The sequence below is a fragment of the Microbacterium sp. H6 genome, from assembly GCF_003314775.1.
Classification (GTDB): Bacteria; Actinomycetota; Actinomycetes; order Actinomycetales; family Microbacteriaceae; genus Microbacterium; species Microbacterium oxydans.
Map to the genome: position 1 here is coordinate 1 of NZ_QOAY01000159.1, position 16,998 is coordinate 16,998.

The following is a 16,998-nucleotide window of genomic DNA, read 5'->3' on the forward strand; positions in this document are numbered from 1 at the left end:
CGGCACCGCATCGAGCACCTCGAGTACGCCGCGCCGGGAACCGCCGGGCGGATGGCGCGGCTCGGGGTGACGGCCTCCATGCAGCCCGTGCACGCCGACCCCGCGATCTTCGCGAACTGGGCGGCGCAGATCGGCGACGATCGCGTCGCCCGCGCGTTCGCGTGGTCGGAGTACGACGAAGCAGGAGCACTCCTCGCCTTCTCGACCGATGCGCCGACCGCCCCCTACGAGGCGCTCGCGAACATGTACGTCGCCGCCACACGTGCCTCGGCGCTGGTTCCGGGTGTGCCGGCCGTCGACCCGACTCAGGCACTTCCGCTGGAACGGGCCATCGCGCACGCCACCAGGGACGCCGCGGCATCGATCGGCGACGGCAGCTGGCGCGGCCGCATCGCGGTCGGATACGCCGCTGACTTCGTGGTGCTCGACGCCGACCCGTTCGCGGGCGATCCGGCCCTTCTGCTGGGGACACGCATATCGCAGACCGTGATCGCCGGACGCACCGTGTACGAGAGCTAGCGCGAAGAGCACCTCTCCTGCGCATTTCCAGGATATCGCCGAGGTGGGGGCTTGCCGCAAGGCCCCCACCCTGGGGCAGAATCGACCCTCGCTCGTGCGAATGACGCCCGGCGTGAAGGAGATCCATGCCTTTCGACCCGTTCCACCTCGCGGACGATCTGCGCGCGAAAGCCGCTCCGGAACTGATCGCCGATGACCGCGAGCATCTCCGGAGGATCGCCGACGCTCTCGAGCTGCAGCGCGCAGACGTGATCTCGCGACTGACGCAAGCGCGCCGCCGGGAAGCGGACCTCGGAGATGCCGTCGTCGACCGGGACCTGGAGATCCGCCGACTGAGCGGACGCCTTCGCGTGCTCGAGCGCTTCGGCCTCGACATCTGCCTCGGCCGGATGACCCTCGACGATGGCGAACATCGGTACATCGGCCGCACCGGCCTCGCGGACGCGGACGGGTCCCGGCTCCTCATCGACTGGCGTACTCCTGCCGCAGAGCCGTACTTCGCGGCGACCCTCGAGCATCCGCGCGGTGTGATCTCCCGACGTCGCTACCGCTGGACCGACGGACGCATCCGTGACTACTGGGATGAGGCGCTGAGCGACGCGGCGTTCGACGGCGCGGCCTCCCTCGACGATCAATCCGCGTTCATCGCCAGCCTCGGAACTCATCGCACGGCCAGGATGCGCGACGTGCTCGCGACCATCCAGGCCGACCAGGATGCGATCATCCGCACCTCGTCCAGGGGAGCTCTCGTCGTCGACGGCGGCCCGGGCACGGGCAAGACCGTCGTGGCACTGCACCGCGCCGCCCAACTCCTCTACGCGGAGCCGCGCCTCACGCAGAGTGCGGGCGGCATGCTGCTGATCGGCCCTCATGCGCACTATCTCGCATACGTCGAGGACGTGCTTCCCAGCCTCGGCGAGGACACCGTGCGACTGGCGACCATCCGCGACCTCGTCCCGGAGGGAGCCTCGGCCTCCGACGAGCGGAGCACCGAACACGACGCCCGAGTGGCGCGGCTGAAGGGCACGCTCGACCCCGTCTCGCTGCTCGACGCTGCCGCGAGGTGGTTCGAGCGCCCGCCGCATCACGCCATGCGTCTGGAATCGCCGTGGGCCGACCTGTGGCTGAGTCGCGACGAATGGGCTGAACTGTTCTCGAACGCGGACCCTGCCATCTCGCACAACGAGGCACGCGACGAGGTGTGGGAGGAGATCCTCGAGCTGCTGACGGACCAGGTGGACGACGAGGATGCGCCGCCCCACACGGTGCGGAGGTGGCTGCGTCAGGACGAGGAACTCACCGGGACGTTCATGCGCGCCTGGCCGATGCTGTCCCCGACATCGGTCGTCGCACGACTGTGGAGCTCACCCGAATTCCTGCGGCACTGTGCGCCGGGGCTCTCACCGGGGGAGATCGCACTCCTGCAGCGGGACGGGTCGACGGCATGGACCGTGTCGGACATCCCGTTCCTGGACGCCGCGCGCCGCCGCATCGGCGACCCCGATACCGTCCGCGACGAGCACCGACGCCAGGCCGTGATCGCTTCCGCCCAGGAGCAGATCTCCCACGTGGTCGACCACCTCATCGAGGACGACGACAGCGAGATGAAGGTGATGTCGATCCTGCGGGGCCAGGACGCACGGAATGTGCTGCTCGGTGTCGACGCTCCCCCCGCGCTGCGACCCGACGAGCTGTCCGGACCGTTCGGACACATCGTCGTCGACGAGGCACAGGAGCTCACCGACGCGGAGTGGCGGATGCTCATCGCCCGCTGCCCTTCGAGGAGCTTCACGATCGTGGGAGACCGCGCGCAGGCACGTCACGGATTCACCGAGAGCTGGGAGGCCCGACTCGCCCGCGTCGGACTCCGCGACGTCAGGATCTCTCATCTGGGGGTGAACTACCGGACGCCGACGGAGGTGATGGAGGCCGCTGCTCCAGAGATCCTCGCGGCGATCCCCGATGCGAACGTCCCGTCCTCGGTGCGCGAGAGCGGAATGCCGGTGCGTCATGACGTCGTCGCCGCACTCCCGCGCCTGCTGGAGGCTTGGGTCGACGCGCATCCGGACGGCGTGGCGTGCGTGATCGGCGCCCCCGACTTCGCCCCGACCGCGCGCGTGCGATCCCTGACGCCCGAGGGTGCGAAGGGCCTGGAGTTCGACCTGGTCGTGCTGGTCCATCCCGATCAGTTCGGACATGACGTGACCGGCGCCGTGGACCGCTACGTGTCCATGACCCGATCCACCAGCGAGCTCATCGTGCTCCGGTGAAGCGACGCTCGCGACGTCACCCGACGAGGACGCGACCGGTGAGGGCCTGCCAGCGCTCCTCGCGCCGCTCGATCCGTATGGGGTATGCGAACGCCGCCGTCACCAGGGGTGTCGTGAGCACGGCGTCGGCCTGCCCCTTGGCAACGATCTCCCCCTTCGCGATCAGTGCCGCATGCGTGGTCGACCGGGGCAGCTCCTCCAGGTGATGCGTCACGAGGACGGTGGCGAGTTCGGGCTGCGTGCTGTGCAGCAGATCGAGCGTCTCGAGGAACTGCTCCCTCGCCGCGACGTCCAGACCCGTCGAGGGCTCGTCGAGGAGAAGGAGCGCGGGGTCGGGCAGCAACGCGCGAGCGATGAGGGCTCTTCCGCGCTCTCCCTGGGACATGGTGGGCCACGTTGCGGCCTCGATCGCCTCGAGACCCAGCAGCGCCATGAGGTGCTCGACGCGCGCCAGGATCGCCGGGGAGGGCTCCCATCTGTTCATCATCTCCGTGGTCCCCGTTGCTCCGGTGAGCACGACCTCTCGCACCGTCAGCGGCGAGCGCAGTGGGTGACGCGGATTCACGTGACCGATGGACTCCCGCAGCTGTCTGATCTCGACGCGTCCGAGCTGCTGTCCGAGCACGTGGACAGAGCCTCTGGTCGGGTGCGCCTGCGCACCGCACATGCTCAGGATCGTGCTCTTGCCCGCTCCGTTCGGCCCGATGACGGCCCAGTGCTCGCCCTGCCTGACGGTGAGGTCGATGCCGGTCAGGATCTGCCGCGCGTTGCGGACGACGTCGACGCCCCTCAGCGCGAGGACGTCGCGGGGGACGGAGCCGTCGAGACCCTTCGCCGACATCACGACAGCGCCTCGCGAAGGGTGAGGAGATGAGCCCGACTGCGTTCGGCTGCGGCAGCTTCGTCGTGGTCGGCGATGGCTTCCACCTGCTCGGCGTGCGCGTCCTGGTCGGTGTCGTCCCCGAACGACCGCCGAATGCGGAGCATCTCGACCATGGCTTCACGCAACCGCGGGGTGAAGCTGTCGAACAGGTCGAGGAGCACCGGGTTGTGCGCGGCGGCCACGATCGTCCGATGAAACGCGGTGTCGGCGTCGACGTGTGCCTCGATATGGGAGCGGTGCGCGGCGCGATCGGCGAGAGCACGGCGGATGCTGCGCAGATCCGCGGGAGTGCGTCTCGCGGCGGCGAGCGCGGCGGCCTCCGTCTCGATCGCGATGCGTGCCTCGATCACCGCGACGATGTCGGCCTTGCGCAGGACGGCATCCCAGTCCTCCGGGGCTTCGAGCGCGGTCACATAGACTCCAGCCCCCTGCCGCGAAGCCAGCACTCCGCGCCCGGCGAGCTGCCGGATCGCCTCGCGCACGGTGGATCGACCGACACCGAGCTGCAGGGCGAGCGTCGTCTCGCCGGGGAGCTTCTCCCCCAGCGCCCATTCCCCGGCCGTGATGCGTTGCCACAGCAGCTCGGCCGCCTGGTCCGCCAGCGGCGCCCATCTCACCTGTGCCATTCGCGCGGCCTCTCGTCTACTTGTCTGAGGAGTTCTGCTACAGTCTAGCCATGTTCTCGTCAGAGCACCTCCTTCTTCGCCGCCACGGCGGGGCGTAGCCGGACCGGCACCCCGCCGTGGGGTCGAGTGTGCCGGTCTCCCCTCTCCGAGAAGGACGCCGCATCACCATGACCACGACATCGCCCATCCATGACTCCGCCGCCGCCGGCATCGACGACGCTCCCGCCTGGAACCGGCAGAAGAACTCGCCGATGCCCTCGCACCGCTACCGCGACGTCTACTCACGCGTCGAGGTGCCGCTCACCGAGCGGGACTGGCCCACCCATCGACTCACGGCCGCCCCGCTGTGGGTGCCGGTCGACCTGCGCGACGGCAACCAGGCTCTCGCCGAGCCGATGGATCCAGCCCGCAAGCACCGGTTCTTCGAGCTGATGGTGCGGATGGGGTACAAGGAGATCGAAGTGGGATACCCGTCGGCGTCGCAGACCGACTACGACTTCGTGCGGCTGATCGCGGACAGCGACATCGCACCGGAGGACGTGACGATCGTGGTGTTCACCCCCGCGCGCCGCGATCTCATCGAACGGACGGTGGAGTCCGTCCGCGGCATCGCCAACCAGGTCGTGATCCACATGTACACCGCGACAGCCCCCGCGTGGCGCAGCCTGGTGCTGGGGCACGAGCGCGAGGAGCTGAAGCAGCTCATCCTCTCCGGCGGCCGCGACCTGTGGGAGCTCGCCGGGCATCTGCCGAACGTGCGCTTCGAGTTCTCCCCCGAGGTGTTCAACCTGACCGAACCCGACTACGTGATCGACATCTGCGATGCGATGACCGAGCTGTGGCAGGCCACCCCCGAGCGGCCGGTGATCCTCAATCTGCCGGCGACGGTCGAGATCGCCACCCCGAACGTGTACGCGGATCAGATCGAGTACATGCACAAGAACCTCGCACGCCGTGACTGCGTGGTCCTCTCCGTGCATCCCCACAACGACCGCGGGACGGGTATCGCCTGCGCCGAGCTCGCGGTACTGGCCGGAGCGCAGCGGGTGGAGGGCTGCATCTTCGGAAACGGCGAGCGCACGGGCAACGTCGACATCGCGACGCTCGCGCTGAACCTCCACGCGCAGGGGGTGGATCCCATGATCGACTTCTCCGACATCGACGAGATCCGCCGCACCGTCGAGCACTGCAACCGGATCGAGGTGCACGCCCGCCATCCCTACGTCGGCGATCTGGTGCACACGGCGTTCAGCGGCACGCACCAGGATGCGATCAAGAAGGGCTTCGCCGAGCACCGCGCCCGCGCCGCCGCGGAGGACCGCGATGAGAGGGAGATCGAGTGGCGGGTCCCCTATCTGCCGATCGACCCCGCGGACATCGGTCGCGACTACGACGCCGTGATCCGCGTCAACTCGCAGTCGGGCAAGGGAGGTATCGCATATCTGCTGGAGAGCGAGTACGGGGTCGAACTGCCTCGGCGCCTGCAGATCGACTTCGCCCGACACGTGCAGCGGCACACCGACGCGACCGGAGCCGAGGTCACGGCGGCAGTGCTGTGGGATGTCTTCGAAGCGGTCTATCTCCGCGCCGTTTCGGGCAGTGATTCCGGGACCCGTCTCGTCTCCTACGACTCCGCCGACGGCGAGGGGAACCCACGCACGCGCATCACACTCCAGGTCGAGGGCCGCGAGTACACGACGGTCCACCGTGAAGGGGGCCCTATCGAGGCTCTCTCTGCGGCACTCTCCGCCCATGGCGTGCGCGTGGACATCGTCGGGCTCCACCAGACGAGCGTCGGATCGGGGGCGGAGAGCGATGCTCTGACGCTCCTCGAACACCGCACCGCGGCGGGGAGCTCGTGGTCGGCCGGCCGCGGACGATCCGTACTCTCCGCGAGTCTGTCCGCATTCATGGCGGCGGCGGTCGCCCGCTCTGGAAGCTGACTCCCGCCTAGAAGTTCAGTCCTGGTCGCCGACGTGCCCGGGTGCCGTGAGGGAGAGCACGCGTTCGACGAAGGCGGCGTACTCCTCCATGTAGTGCTCGAGGAACTTCTTCGTGCCGGCATCCTCGACCGTGCCGTCGGGGCCGAACATCTCAGGACGGTAGGTCAGATACGCCTCGGGGGCGTTCAGCTGAGGGGCGTTGAGGAAGCTCAGCACACTGCGCATCGAGGACTGCATCACCGCGGTGCCGATGGCGCCGGTGGAGGCTCCGATGATGCCGGTGGGCTTGCGGGCGAACGAGTTGTGACCCCACGGCCGCGACCCCCAGTCGATCGCGTTCTTCAGGGCGCCGGGGATCGAGCGGTTGTACTCCGGCGACACGATCAGGAGGCCTTCGGCGCGCTCGACCGCGTGCTTGAACGTGGTCACGGCGGCGACCGGATCGAGCTCGTCGTCACGGTTGTACAGCGGCAGATCGCGGATCGGGATCTCGACCATCTCCAGGCTGGGCGGGGCCAGCTTCACGAGCGCGGTCGCGACGACGCGGTTGATCGAGTCATGGGCGAGGCTTCCGATGAGGTAGCCGATCCGGTGTGCCATGCGGATACTCCCTTGCTTGTTCGGATGTGCTTGTCGGACGTGTTCGCGTTCAGGCTAGCCCCGTGTCCCGGCATAGCAAGCCCCTTCCATTGCCTCGCCGCCCGTGCACCGAGGCTTGAGCACGCGGAACAGAGCCCGCGATTCTTCGCCCGGATTCGCCTCAGGCCGTCGAGGCACCCCGGCACCGCGCGATGCCGCTGCTATTTTCGGACCATGAGATCTCCCCGCCTCGAACGCTTCGCCCTGGGAGCCGCGTTGGCTCTCGGAGCAGTCACCCTCGCTGGATGTGCCTCCGGCTCAGCCCCCACCTCCAGCGCTGTCCCCACCTCCACCCCCGCTCCCTCCGTCAGCCCGAGCACGACATCGGAACCTGCCCCCACTCCGACCCCCAGCTCCAGCTCCGGAGACTTCGGGGACTTCACCGCCACCCAGCTGGTCGAGATCTGCGTCGACTCGACGCGATCGGGTTTCGCCGGCGACGTGCAGTTCGACTCGGCCGCCAGCCGCATCGAGCACCGCAGCGTGACCCCGGAGTGGCTCGTGATCGTCCCGGCGCAGACCTCCGGCTTCCAAGGAGAGGCGCAGTGCACGATCGGTGGTTCTCCGTCGAATCCGGACATCGGGCTGTCGTCCGCGTCGATCGAGCGCCTCCCCGAGGATCAGATCCAGAAGTTGATCGACGGGAAGAACGAGGGCGGCGACCGCTGATGTGCGGCTCAGAACCGACGGTGGAGTCGTCGAGCCCGCCGGCGCCTCCCCTTCTCTCTCGAAGATCGGCCCTGATCGCCTCCGGAGTCGCAGGTGGCGCCGCGATGTTCGGGCTGAACGTCGTGGCCCCCGGAGAAAGAGCGGCTGCAGCCGGGACGTACATCCGGCCGTGTGGCTACGCACCGATCTCCGACTCCTGGCAGGGGCACCGCAACCGCAACTCCGCGGAGCCGGGCACCGACTACTCCGTGCCGAGGGGCATGCCCGTCATGGCCGTGACGAATGGCCTCATCGTCGATCGCAAGGACACCACGTCCACGGCGACGGGCCGCTACCTGGCGCTCCGCGGGGACGACGGCAACTACATCCGTTATCTGCACCTCGACTCGAGTGTGGTCCGAGTGGGCACGCGCGTGACGCAGGGAACGGTCATCGCCTACTCGGGAGCGTCCGGTTTCGACAGCGAGACCGGCTACGGAGCACACGTCCACGTCTCACTCTGGATCGGCGGCTCACCGAACCAGCTCGGATTCAGGAACACCGTCGACTTCGAGAACTACGTCATCGACAACTCACCCAGTCAACCCCCCGCCTCGGAGGATCCCGTGCCCACCCATCAGTCCACCACCTACGCATGGAACACCGTCATCCCTGCGAACTCCTGGATGCCCGTGCGCGTCGGGGCAACCGAGTTCTATCTCGCGGTACTCGCCGCCGGACGGCGTGAGACCGGAGACGTCGTCGTCAACCTGCGGGCATCCGGCGTCGCTTCCGCCCTCCAGCTCCGTGTGGTCGCGGAGGCTCTGAACTCCGCTGGCGCCGTCGCACAGTCGTTCGTGCAGCCCACCGTCGAGATCCCGAAGACCGTCTCCAGTGACGGGATCACCCACGCGCAGTACGTGATGCCGTACACCCTGGTCGGTCCGGTCCGGCTCTACGCGCATGTGCGGTCGGTCGGCGGCACCGCGAAGATCGAAGAAGTCACGGTCAAGAAGAACTACTGGCCGGCGTGACGCCGCCCCTGCTGTTACGGTCCCGCTTCCAGACGCGATGACCGTCAGATCGTCCGGCCCGCCTTCGGGGGCCGGACGATCTGCATGTACTGTTCAGCGGTCTACCTCGCCCGAGCGTCTATCGGACCACGGCACGTTGATCTGGGGACAGCCCGCTACTGTCATTGACATGCACCCCAACGAACCGAAACCCCCATCAGTGCTGCCCGGAGTAGGTCGCAGAACGTTCATGACGGCCGCTGCGATCACGGCGGCGGTCACTGCTGCCGGCGTGGGCGCGGTCGGTCGCCCGCAATCAGCGGCCGCGGCCGTGACCTGGGGTTACCCGTTCACGTTCCGTTCCGGGCGCTCGCGCGGCTTCGTCGGACAGTACCCGGCGCACGCCGGAATCGACTACACCCCGGGTTTGGGGACGCCGATCCACGCAGTCGCCGATGGGACGATCGTCATCAGCAGTATCACCGGGAACAAGGGCGCCTACGGCGAGAGCATTCACATTCAGCACGCCGACGGCTATCGCACCGTCTATGCGCACATGCTCGAGGGCACGCGCATCGGCACAGGGCCGGTTTCACGCGGGCAGTTCATCGGCAGAGTCGGCAACACCGGCCAGTCCACCGGTCCGCACCTGCACATCGAAGTCCAGCGCAACGGCGTGGCACTCAACCCCGATCCCTACATCGACGACGCGCCGCTCGCAGGGAGCGGACCGACGACACCTCAACAGGAGACAGCAATGGAAGCAATCGTGAAGGTCCCGACCGGAGCCGTGGTTCACCTCAGGTACGGCGGGAAGACCGACTTCGCCAGCCAGCAGCAGTACAACGACTTCCGCATGCAGGTCGACACCCTGCGCAGCCTCGGAGCAACCGATCTCATGCCTCTGCCCGAGCTCTCGAAGGTGCCCGGAGTTTCCTGGGACACCTTCACCTTCCTCGCCGGCTATATCGGGGCGCCGACGGCGTAGTCGCGAGCGCGTGACGGAAGGCTCCCACCATGCCGAGTGCTCGGTGGGAGCCCTCCGCACGGCGCCGGAGACGGAAAAAGCCCCGGAGTTCCGCGTTTTTCAGCGGTTCTCCGGGGCTTTTATGGTCGGGCTGACAGGATTTGAACCTGCGACCCCTTGACCCCCAGTCAAGTGCGCTACCAAGCTGCGCCACAGCCCGTTGTTCTGCACTCTCGCGCAGGCAACTCCCCTATCTTAGCCGTATCCGCACCCCCTCCGCGAACCGAGGCGTTGCGAGTGTCGGATGCCCCGCGTAGCGTCGCGTCATGGCGACGATCACGACCGAGCTGGCGACGATGGCGCGCTGGGACGATGTCCAGCACGCGCTCACGGGTGGCGGAGACGGCGCCAGTTGCCAGTGCATCTGGCCCGTGCTGAGCAACAAAGACTGGAACACGACCACGACGCCGCAGCGCACGGAGATGTTCCGCGCCGAGATCGATGAGGGACCGCCTCCGGGAATCGTCGCCTCCGTCGACGGCGAGGCTGCCGGTTGGATCCGCATCGGCCCTCGCACGCGCCAAGCGCGGGTCGCTCGCACACGCATCATCGCGGCGGCGAGCACCGAGCCGTTCGATGACGAGTCGGTCTGGGCGGTGACGTGCTTCGTGGTGCGCCGAGAGCACCGTGGCAGCGGACTCAACCTCGAGCTCCTGCGCGCGGCGGTGGAGTACGCCCGAGAATCCGGGGCACGCCTCATCGAGGGGTATCCGGTCGACACCCGCGGCGAGAAGCAGCGCTCCAACGGCCTCTTCCACGGCACGCTCGGAACGTTCCTCGCGGCCGGCTTCATGGAACAGGCCGAGCTCAAGCCGGGTCGCACGCTCGTGGCGCTCTCCTTCGATCACGTCGGATGATCGCCACCGACGAGAAGCCGCTAGCGTGAAGTCATGAGCAACGAGACTCCGACCATCGACGATCCTGAGCTCGGCACGTTCACGCGCGCACGCTCGGAACTCACGGATGGAACGGTGCTGACACACGATTGGTTCGTCGGCACGGTCTCGGTCCACGGCACCGAGCTCGAACTGATGCTGGAAGGCACGGCCCCCGACGAGGTCGAGCCTCTGCTCCCCCGACTGCGCGACACGGTGAAGCGACTCGAAATCGTGCGACGCATCGCCACGGATGCCGTCGTCACGAAGTTCAGCGCGGGCGAACCGGGAAGTCTCGAGCTCGACGAGGCCAGCACAGACCTCGCCGTCGAGGCCATCGAAGCGGCCGCCGACGGCACGGTCGTTCTCCATCTGACCGACGGCTGCGGCGAGCACTTCCCCGAGGGATACTGGCCGGCTGTGCATCTCGGTGTCGACGACAGCGTCGTCGAGGTCACCGTCGAATCGTGAACAGCAGCGCCATGAGGGACGGGTCGCAGGCCCCGTCGGTGCCGCGACACGACGACGAGCTCCAGCGGCGCCGCGTGCTCTTCGCCTCCACGTTCCTCCCCTACACCGTCGTGTCTCTCCTCCACGTCGTCCTGTTGGCGGTCGACAGCCCGCTCGCCGCGCCCACCAAACTGCTCCTGATGCCGCTGCTGGCTGTTCCGGTCGTGGTCTCTGCGCGACGCCTCGTTCCGCGCTCCGCGCTGATCCTGCTGCTCGCTGCCGTGTTCTTCTCCTGGCTCGGCGACGGAGCCGGGACATTCTTCCCCGGCGGCCCCGAACTGCCCCTGATGCTGCTGTTCTTCGGCATCGCCCACGTGGCCTACATCCTGCTCTTCGCACGTCACCTGTCGACCCGGCGCATGCCCTGGTGGGCTCTCGTGTACGCCGGCTGGTGGGTCGCCATGATCGCCGTGCTCGGTCCGCACACCGGTGGCCTTCTCGTCGCCGTCGCTCTCTACGGACTGGTGCTCGCGGGGACCGCCGCCTTCTCCGCGCGCTGCCATCCCGTCATCGCCGTCGGAGGGTCGTTCTTCCTCGCGAGCGACACGATCCTCGCTTTCCGACTCTTCCTCCCCGATTCCCTGCCGCCCTGGAGCAGCCCCGCCGTGATGCTCACCTACACGATCGGGCAGGGACTGATCGTCGCCGGCGCTCTCGTGGCACTGAGGAAGAGCAGTTCCTGATGGATGCCGCACGCATCGACAGCTGGCTCTGGGCTATCCGTGTCTACAAGACGCGCTCGGCGGCGACGACGGCATGCCGCGCGGGGCATGTGCGCGTGAACGGAGACAGGGTGAAGGCCGCGCAGCAGATCCGGGTGGGCGACGAGGTCCGCATCAGGATCGCCGGGTTCGATCGAATCCTCTTCGTCCGCCAGCTGCTCGTCAAGCGTGTCGGCGCTCCCGTCGCCGCTCTCGCCTACGACGACCGGACGCCCGAACGAGAGCCTCAGGCAGCACTGGGCGTGCGCGACCGCGGAGCGGGGCGACCGACCAAACGCGAACGACGCGACATCGATCGGTTGCGCGGCCGCAACGACGATCTCCCGAGCTGATATCTCGGCATGCATCGTGGCCGCACCTTCTCGCTTTCGAAGCTTTGTTCTAAACTGAGTTCATGGCGAACGATAAGAAACCCGACCTCTACCTCGATCTCGATCTCGAGGAACGTCGTCGAGTTCTCGACGCCTGGGTCGCGACCCGTCGCCGCATCGCCGCACTCGAGGCCGAGGCAGCCGAGTTGCTCACGGAGCAGATCGCCATCCACGATGCCGATGTCGCCTCAAGCCCGTTCCACCGCGATGCGATCTACCGGTCGATGGTCGCGGAGTTCTCGGCTGCCGGCCGCCTGCCGAAGGGGTCCATGGAGTTCGCCTTCGCAGACGCCCAGGCCCTGGTCGGTCATCTCCCCGCGACCCGCGCTTCGTTCTCGCGCGGCACTGTCAGCGCTGGACACGTTCGCGAGATCGCCAGGGCCAGCGCCAGCGTGGCCGAGGCCATCCGCAACCGCAAGATCGATCCGGCAGTCATGGAGCTGTTCGAGACGGCGGTGCTGGTGGTCGCCGAGCAGGACACCGCAGCGCGCACCAAGGCGCACGCTCGACAGGTCGTCGCCGCCCTCGTCGGCGAGACGCTCGTCGACAGACACCGACGTGCGGCCGAGGAACGGTGCGTGACGGTGAAGTCGCTCGACGACGGGCTCGCGCTGCTCACCGCCGTGCTGCCCGAGTGGATCGCCACCGCCATCGCCGACCGACTGAATCAGATGACACGAGCGGTCGTACGCGCCCGGGATGACAGCGATGTCGTTCCTCCGCCCTGGTGGTTCGACGACGGGCGTGAGGGCATCAGCCCCGAGGACATCTCCCTCGACGATCCGGTGTTCGACCTCCTCGATGACCGTGTGATCCGTGGCATCGACGAGAGCACGTTCACGACCGACCCCGACGTCGTGCGCTTCCCGGCGGACACCCGTACGTGGGCACAGACCCAGGCCGACCTCTTCGCTGATCTGCTCCTCACGGCAGACCCGAGCGCCGCACACGGGGACGGCCTCGACGGCATCCAGGCCCGCGTGCAGGTGACGATCGCGGCCAGCACCCTCACCGGCGCTGACGACGACCCGGCGGAGCTCGACGGGCACGGAGCGCTGCACCCCGACGTCGCGCGCGAGCTCGCAGCGCGCAACACGGGCTGGAGCCGCCGGTGCACCGCTGCGAGATCGACCACAACCACGATCATGCGAAGGGCGGCACGACCGCGCTCGACAATCTCGCGCACTTCTGCCGGAATCACCACACGCTCAAGCACCCCGACATTCCGGAGGCGCATCGGTGGACCGCTCAGCAGGAGAGAGACGGCAGCGTCACCTGGCACAGCCCACTGGGCCGGGACTACGCCGACTCGCCTCCTCGAAGGGTGATGTTCGTCTGACTCCGGGCTTCCGGGGGCGACGGCGACCGGACCGCGACGCAGGGATTCGACGTCAGCCCTGCGCGTCGAGCAACTCGAGCAGCCATCCCGCCGACCTGATGTGCGCGGCGCCCGCGTGATCGGCCCGTTCCCGAAGGCCGCGGTCGCTGGTGACGGCGACGACGGATTCCTCGCCCGCGACCCGACGCTCGATCTCAGCGACGATCGCGTCGTCGCCCTCAGCCTCGGCACGTACCAGGCGGACGGGTCCCGGTTCGTCGGGGATGCCTCGCGCCTGTCCCTCGACCACCAGCGAGACCTCGGGGAACCACACATCTCCCCCGAGCTCCAGCTCCTCGGCGGGAACAGCCAAGCGTTCGAGACGGCTGCGAAGTCGAGCCGCCGCTCCGGCACGGTCCTTCCACCAGCCGTCCGGGACCGAACCGACGACGTTCGCCGCATCCACCACGATCGCAGGACGCGTCCCGAGCAGCGCCCGCAGCGCAGGCCACGACGCCCCGAACCCCGGGTGCAAAGGGCGGGCGTCGACCTCATCCACCGGCACCCATTCCAGGGCGACGCTCTCGGGGTCGCTGATCACCGGCTCGAACGGCACCTGCACGTCGGCGATGACGGTCGTGTACGACCAGATCCCGAGGTCGAGCACGCTCGTGAACCGGGCGCGCACAGCACCGTCGGGCACGCCGGCCTCTTCCTGGGCTTCGCGGACGGCTCCGTCGATCGCGCTCTCCCCCTCGTGCAGCGCCCCGCCGGGAAGCCCCCACGTCCCCCCGAAGTGGCTCCAGGAGACGCGGTGCTGCAGCAGGATCCCGCGCGCGGGATCGTAGGCGAGAAGACCGGCGGCGCCGAAGCGCCCCCAGTACTTTCCCCCCGACTCCGAGATCACCCAGGCATCGCCGGGATTCCGCGGCCCCTCGGGGCGACGCGGCTCACCGGAAGCAGGAGGTACGACAGTCACACACTCAGCCTTTCACAGCATCGGGGCGACGGCACCACGGCGCGACATGCGCCGGAACAGATCAGCGCTGACGCTTCTCGCGCACGCGCATGTTGATCACGATCGGCGTGCCCTCGAACGAGTAGAGCTCGCGCAGACGCCGCTGGATGAACCGGCGGTACCCGGGGTCGAGGAAACCGGTCGTGAACAGCACGAACGTCGGCGGGCGCGTCGATGCCTGCGTACCGAACAGGATGCGCGGCTGCTTGCCTCCACGCAGCGGGTGCGGGTGCTCCGCCACGAGTTCCGCGAGGAACGCGTTGAACTTGCCCGTCGGAATACGACGGTCCCAGTTCTCCAGCGCGGTCTCCAAGGCGGGAACGAGCTTGTCGAGGTGACGCCCGGTCTTCGCGGAGATGTTCACGCGCGGGGCCCAGGCGACGTGTGCGAGGTCCTGCTCGATCTCCCGCTCGAGGTAGCGACGGCGATCGGCGTTCTCGAGGTCGTCGTCGTTGAGGCGGTCCCACTTGTTGAACGCGAGGACCAGTGCACGACCCGACTCCAGCACCAGGTCGATGATGCGCACGTCCTGCTCACTGATCGACTCGGAGACGTCGAGCACGACGACAGCGACCTCCGCCTTCTCCAGCGCAGCGGAGGTGCGCAGCGACGCGTAGAAGTCCGCGCCCTGCGCCATGTGCACGCGACGACGGATGCCGGCGGTGTCGACCAGACGCCACATCTTGCCACCCAGCTCCACGACCTCGTCGACCGGATCGCGCGTGGTGCCGGCGAGATCGTTGACGACCACGCGCTCCTCGCCGGCCGCCTTGTTCAGCAGCGACGACTTGCCGACATTCGGGCGACCGAGGATGGCGACCCGGCGGGGTCCGCCGATCTCCTGCTTGGCGACCGCCGAGACCTCGGGAAGCTTCTTCATCACGGCGTCGAGCAGATCGGCGACACCGCGTCCGTGGATGGCGGACACCGGGTGCGGTTCGCCGAGACCGAGGCTCCACAGAGCTGCGGTCTCCGGCTCCTGCCGGGCGTCATCGATCTTGTTGGCGACCAGGAACACAGGCTTGCCGCTCTTGCGCAGCAGCTTCACCACGTGCTCATCGGTGGAGGTCGCACCCACCATGGCGTCGACGACGAACAGCACCAGGTCGGCGAGGTCGATCGCCACCTCCGCCTGCATCGCGACAGAGCGGTCGATGCCGCGGGCGTCCGGCTCCCACCCGCCTGTGTCGACGAGCGAGAAGCGACGGTCTCCCCACTCCGCCTTGTACGTCACGCGGTCGCGGGTCACACCGGGGGTGTCCTCCACGACGGCCTCACGGCGACCGAGGATGCGGTTCACGAGCGCGGACTTGCCCACGTTCGGCCGTCCGACGATCGCCACCACGGGAAGTGCGGGACTGTAGTGGATGCCGTCCTCGCCGAGCGTGATGCCCGCGAGGAGCTCCGCGTCCTCGTCGTCGAGCTCGTAGTCGGAGAGGCCGGCGCGGAGGGTCTCCGCACGCTGCTCGGCGAGATGCTCGTCGAGCTGGTCCATCTTCTCGGCGAGCTGGTCGGGGCCGCCTTCGTATTCGTCGTCAGCCACGGGGTGCTCCTTGGATTCGTTCGATCACCGTGAGGACGGCGTCGATGGTCTGGGGGAAATCGAGCTCCGTCGAATCGACGACCTCGACGCCTTCTGCAGCGTTCAGGAAGTCGACGACGGCACTGTCTGAGGCATCGCGCTTGTGCAATGCCGCGGCGACAGCAGCCGCATTCTCGCCGGCGAGTTCACCGGCACGTCGCGCAGCCCGCACTTCGGGGGCTGCGGTGAGAAGGATCCGTACAGGGGCGTCCGGTGCCACCACGGTCGTGATGTCACGTCCCTCCACCACGACGGCGGGATACGACGACTCGGCTACCAGCCGGCGGAAGAGCTCGTTGACCTGTGCTCGCACCTCGGGCACGCGCGCCACGCCGCTCACCGCTCCGGAGACTCGCGGGTCGCGGATGGCCTCGGTGACCTCCACGTCTCCGACGAGCACCGTGCGGTCGTCGGGGTCGAGGCCCAGTCGCACGGGGAAGTCGGTCGCCGCAGCGAGGACGGCCTCGGAGTCGTCCGTGTCGGCCCCGCGGTCGAGCACATGCCAAGCGAGCGCACGGTAGGCGGACCCGGTGTCGAGGTACCCGAAGCCGAGCTTGCGCGCCACAGCCTTGGAAACGCTGGACTTGCCGGAGCCGGCGGGGCCGTCGATCGCGATGAACTTTTGTGCGTCGGTCACGTGCGCCTCCGCGGCGGAGAATGAGATGTCAGTCATTGGTGCTCCCCGCGATACGCCAGCCGCGTTCCTGGAGCCCGGTGATCGCGCCGTGCAGAGCCGCCGGGTCGACGCTGATCTCGGCGAGGCCGAACTGCGCTCCCGGCGAATGCTCGAGGCGCAGGTCCTCGACGTTGACTCCGAGTTCACCCAGCTCGCCGAAGAGCCGCCCGAGTTGCCCGGCGGTGTCGTCGATCATGACGACGAGGGTGTCGAAGCGCTGGTTCTGTCCATGCTTGCCGGGAAGACGCTCGACCCCGTCGTTGCCCTGGCGGATGGTCTCGGCTACCGTGCGGCGGGCGCCGGGGGCGGCCGGATCGCGCAGGGCGTCGGAGATCTCACCGAGGTCGGAAGCGAGGGC

The 16,998-nt window shown here is 68.3% G+C and carries 17 protein-coding genes, 1 tRNA gene and 1 pseudogene; 11 read left to right on the top strand and 8 right to left on the bottom strand.

Annotated elements, in window-relative coordinates:
* Both DSP71_RS10010 and helR read left to right on the top strand, forming a co-directional pair.
* The coding region (locus DSP71_RS10010) for an amidohydrolase family protein (protein ID WP_147251281.1) at positions 1-519 on the top strand (519 nt) is incomplete at its 5' end.
* Between the two features lie 125 nt (positions 520-644).
* Positions 645-2,789, top strand: coding sequence for an RNA polymerase recycling motor ATPase HelR (gene helR / locus DSP71_RS10015; protein ID WP_113681011.1), 2,145 nt, complete (start codon positions 645-647; stop codon positions 2,787-2,789).
* 16 nt (positions 2,790-2,805) lie between these two features.
* Here the strand turns inward: helR and DSP71_RS10020 are convergent, their stop codons facing one another.
* Positions 2,806-3,630: an ABC transporter ATP-binding protein gene (locus DSP71_RS10020; protein WP_061017089.1), complete on the bottom strand. Its 825-nt coding sequence runs from the start codon at positions 3,628-3,630 to the stop codon at positions 2,806-2,808.
* Positions 3,630-4,298 (bottom strand): FadR/GntR family transcriptional regulator, encoded by a 669-nt coding sequence (locus DSP71_RS10025; RefSeq protein WP_113681012.1) that lies wholly within the window; start codon positions 4,296-4,298, stop codon positions 3,630-3,632. The genes DSP71_RS10020 and DSP71_RS10025 overlap by 1 nt, the downstream gene beginning before the upstream one ends.
* 167 nt (positions 4,299-4,465) lie before the next feature.
* Here DSP71_RS10025 and DSP71_RS10030 point away from each other — a divergent pair, with 167 nt between their 5' ends.
* Entirely contained in the window at positions 4,466-6,241 is a 1,776-nt protein-coding gene (locus tag DSP71_RS10030; RefSeq protein ID WP_113681013.1) for a 2-isopropylmalate synthase, read from the top strand.
* 15 nt (positions 6,242-6,256) lie between these two features.
* Here DSP71_RS10030 and DSP71_RS10035 read toward each other — a convergent pair whose 3' ends face one another.
* The gene (locus tag DSP71_RS10035; RefSeq protein WP_061017084.1) at positions 6,257-6,841 is read right to left on the bottom strand and encodes an NADPH-dependent FMN reductase; all 585 of its coding nucleotides are present in this window, start codon (positions 6,839-6,841) and stop codon (positions 6,257-6,259) included.
* A 213-nt stretch (positions 6,842-7,054) separates the two neighbouring features.
* Here DSP71_RS10035 and DSP71_RS22220 point away from each other — a divergent pair, with 213 nt between their 5' ends.
* From DSP71_RS22220 to DSP71_RS10045, 3 genes are all read left to right on the top strand, one after another.
* Positions 7,055-7,549, top strand: coding sequence for a hypothetical protein (locus DSP71_RS22220; protein ID WP_179516381.1), 495 nt, complete (start codon positions 7,055-7,057; stop codon positions 7,547-7,549).
* 104 nt (positions 7,550-7,653) lie between these two features.
* Positions 7,654-8,562 carry a M23 family metallopeptidase gene (locus DSP71_RS22225; protein ID WP_170224181.1) on the top strand — a complete coding sequence of 303 codons (909 nt, stop codon included), beginning with the start codon at positions 7,654-7,656 and terminating at the stop codon, positions 8,560-8,562.
* A gap of 229 nt (positions 8,563-8,791) precedes the next feature.
* Positions 8,792-9,529: a M23 family metallopeptidase gene (locus DSP71_RS10045; protein ID WP_179516380.1), complete on the top strand. Its 738-nt coding sequence runs from the start codon at positions 8,792-8,794 to the stop codon at positions 9,527-9,529.
* 122 nt (positions 9,530-9,651) lie between these two features.
* Here the strand turns inward: DSP71_RS10045 and DSP71_RS10050 are convergent.
* A tRNA-Pro gene (locus tag DSP71_RS10050) sits at positions 9,652-9,728 on the bottom strand.
* A 106-nt stretch (positions 9,729-9,834) separates the two neighbouring features.
* On the opposite strand from DSP71_RS10050, the gene DSP71_RS10055 reads away from it, so the two are divergent.
* The 5 genes from DSP71_RS10055 to DSP71_RS10075 all read left to right on the top strand — a co-directional run bounded on the left by DSP71_RS10055 (position 9,835) and on the right by DSP71_RS10075 (position 13,374).
* Entirely contained in the window at positions 9,835-10,425 is a 591-nt protein-coding gene (locus DSP71_RS10055; RefSeq protein WP_113681016.1) for a GNAT family N-acetyltransferase, read from the top strand.
* Positions 10,426-10,458: 33 nt separating this feature from the next.
* Positions 10,459-10,914, top strand: coding sequence for a hypothetical protein (locus DSP71_RS10060; RefSeq protein ID WP_113681017.1), 456 nt, complete (start codon positions 10,459-10,461; stop codon positions 10,912-10,914).
* Positions 10,911-11,636 (top strand): lysoplasmalogenase, encoded by a 726-nt coding sequence (locus tag DSP71_RS10065; RefSeq protein WP_258546361.1) that lies wholly within the window; start codon positions 10,911-10,913, stop codon positions 11,634-11,636. The genes DSP71_RS10060 and DSP71_RS10065 overlap by 4 nt, the downstream gene beginning before the upstream one ends.
* The gene (locus DSP71_RS10070; protein ID WP_171011041.1) at positions 11,636-12,007 is read left to right on the top strand and encodes an RNA-binding S4 domain-containing protein; all 372 of its coding nucleotides are present in this window, start codon (positions 11,636-11,638) and stop codon (positions 12,005-12,007) included. The genes DSP71_RS10065 and DSP71_RS10070 overlap by 1 nt, the downstream gene beginning before the upstream one ends.
* A 62-nt stretch (positions 12,008-12,069) precedes the next feature.
* The gene (locus DSP71_RS10075) at positions 12,070-13,374 is read left to right on the top strand and encodes a 13E12 repeat family protein (RefSeq protein ID WP_257022299.1); all 1,305 of its coding nucleotides are present in this window, start codon (positions 12,070-12,072) and stop codon (positions 13,372-13,374) included.
* 63 nt (positions 13,375-13,437) lie between these two features.
* On the opposite strand, the gene DSP71_RS10080 is transcribed toward DSP71_RS10075, so the two are convergent.
* From DSP71_RS10080 to DSP71_RS23515, 4 genes and pseudogenes are all read right to left on the bottom strand, one after another.
* Complete coding sequence (locus tag DSP71_RS10080) at positions 13,438-14,343, bottom strand: NUDIX domain-containing protein (protein ID WP_113681018.1); 906 nt, start codon at positions 14,341-14,343, stop codon at positions 13,438-13,440.
* 61 nt (positions 14,344-14,404) lie between these two features.
* Positions 14,405-15,877 carry a ribosome biogenesis GTPase Der gene (der, locus tag DSP71_RS10085; RefSeq protein ID WP_218867908.1) on the bottom strand — a complete coding sequence of 491 codons (1,473 nt, stop codon included), beginning with the start codon at positions 15,875-15,877 and terminating at the stop codon, positions 14,405-14,407.
* A 40-nt stretch (positions 15,878-15,917) separates the two neighbouring features.
* The gene (cmk, locus tag DSP71_RS10090) at positions 15,918-16,637 is read right to left on the bottom strand and encodes a (d)CMP kinase (RefSeq protein WP_113681019.1); all 720 of its coding nucleotides are present in this window, start codon (positions 16,635-16,637) and stop codon (positions 15,918-15,920) included.
* Positions 16,630-16,998, bottom strand: a pseudogene (locus DSP71_RS23515) (prephenate dehydrogenase); the annotation flags it as partial. The gene cmk and the pseudogene DSP71_RS23515, both read right to left, overlap by 8 nt.

Excerpts from the sequence above, each read along its gene's own strand:
- DSP71_RS10060 (WP_113681017.1), top strand. The coding sequence starts at position 10,459 with ATGAGCAACGAGACTCCGACCATCGACGATCCTGAGCTCGGCACGTTC.
- DSP71_RS10030 (WP_113681013.1), top strand. The coding sequence starts at position 4,466 with ATGACCACGACATCGCCCATCCATGACTCCGCCGCCGCCGGCATCGAC.
- DSP71_RS10035 (WP_061017084.1), bottom strand. The coding sequence starts at position 6,841 with ATGGCACACCGGATCGGCTACCTCATCGGAAGCCTCGCCCATGACTCG.
- cmk (WP_113681019.1), bottom strand. The coding sequence starts at position 16,637 with ATGACTGACATCTCATTCTCCGCCGCGGAGGCGCACGTGACCGACGCA.
- DSP71_RS22220 (WP_179516381.1), top strand. The coding sequence starts at position 7,055 with ATGAGATCTCCCCGCCTCGAACGCTTCGCCCTGGGAGCCGCGTTGGCT.
- helR (WP_113681011.1), top strand. The coding sequence starts at position 645 with ATGCCTTTCGACCCGTTCCACCTCGCGGACGATCTGCGCGCGAAAGCC.
- der (WP_218867908.1), bottom strand. The coding sequence starts at position 15,877 with ATGGACCAGCTCGACGAGCATCTCGCCGAGCAGCGTGCGGAGACCCTC.
- DSP71_RS10025 (WP_113681012.1), bottom strand. The coding sequence starts at position 4,298 with ATGGCACAGGTGAGATGGGCGCCGCTGGCGGACCAGGCGGCCGAGCTG.
- DSP71_RS10020 (WP_061017089.1), bottom strand. The coding sequence starts at position 3,630 with ATGTCGGCGAAGGGTCTCGACGGCTCCGTCCCCCGCGACGTCCTCGCG.
- DSP71_RS10075 (WP_257022299.1), top strand. The coding sequence starts at position 12,070 with ATGGCGAACGATAAGAAACCCGACCTCTACCTCGATCTCGATCTCGAG.
- DSP71_RS10045 (WP_179516380.1), top strand. The coding sequence starts at position 8,792 with ATGACGGCCGCTGCGATCACGGCGGCGGTCACTGCTGCCGGCGTGGGC.
- DSP71_RS10070 (WP_171011041.1), top strand. The coding sequence starts at position 11,636 with ATGGATGCCGCACGCATCGACAGCTGGCTCTGGGCTATCCGTGTCTAC.
- DSP71_RS22225 (WP_170224181.1), top strand. The coding sequence starts at position 7,654 with ATGTTCGGGCTGAACGTCGTGGCCCCCGGAGAAAGAGCGGCTGCAGCC.
- DSP71_RS10055 (WP_113681016.1), top strand. The coding sequence starts at position 9,835 with ATGGCGACGATCACGACCGAGCTGGCGACGATGGCGCGCTGGGACGAT.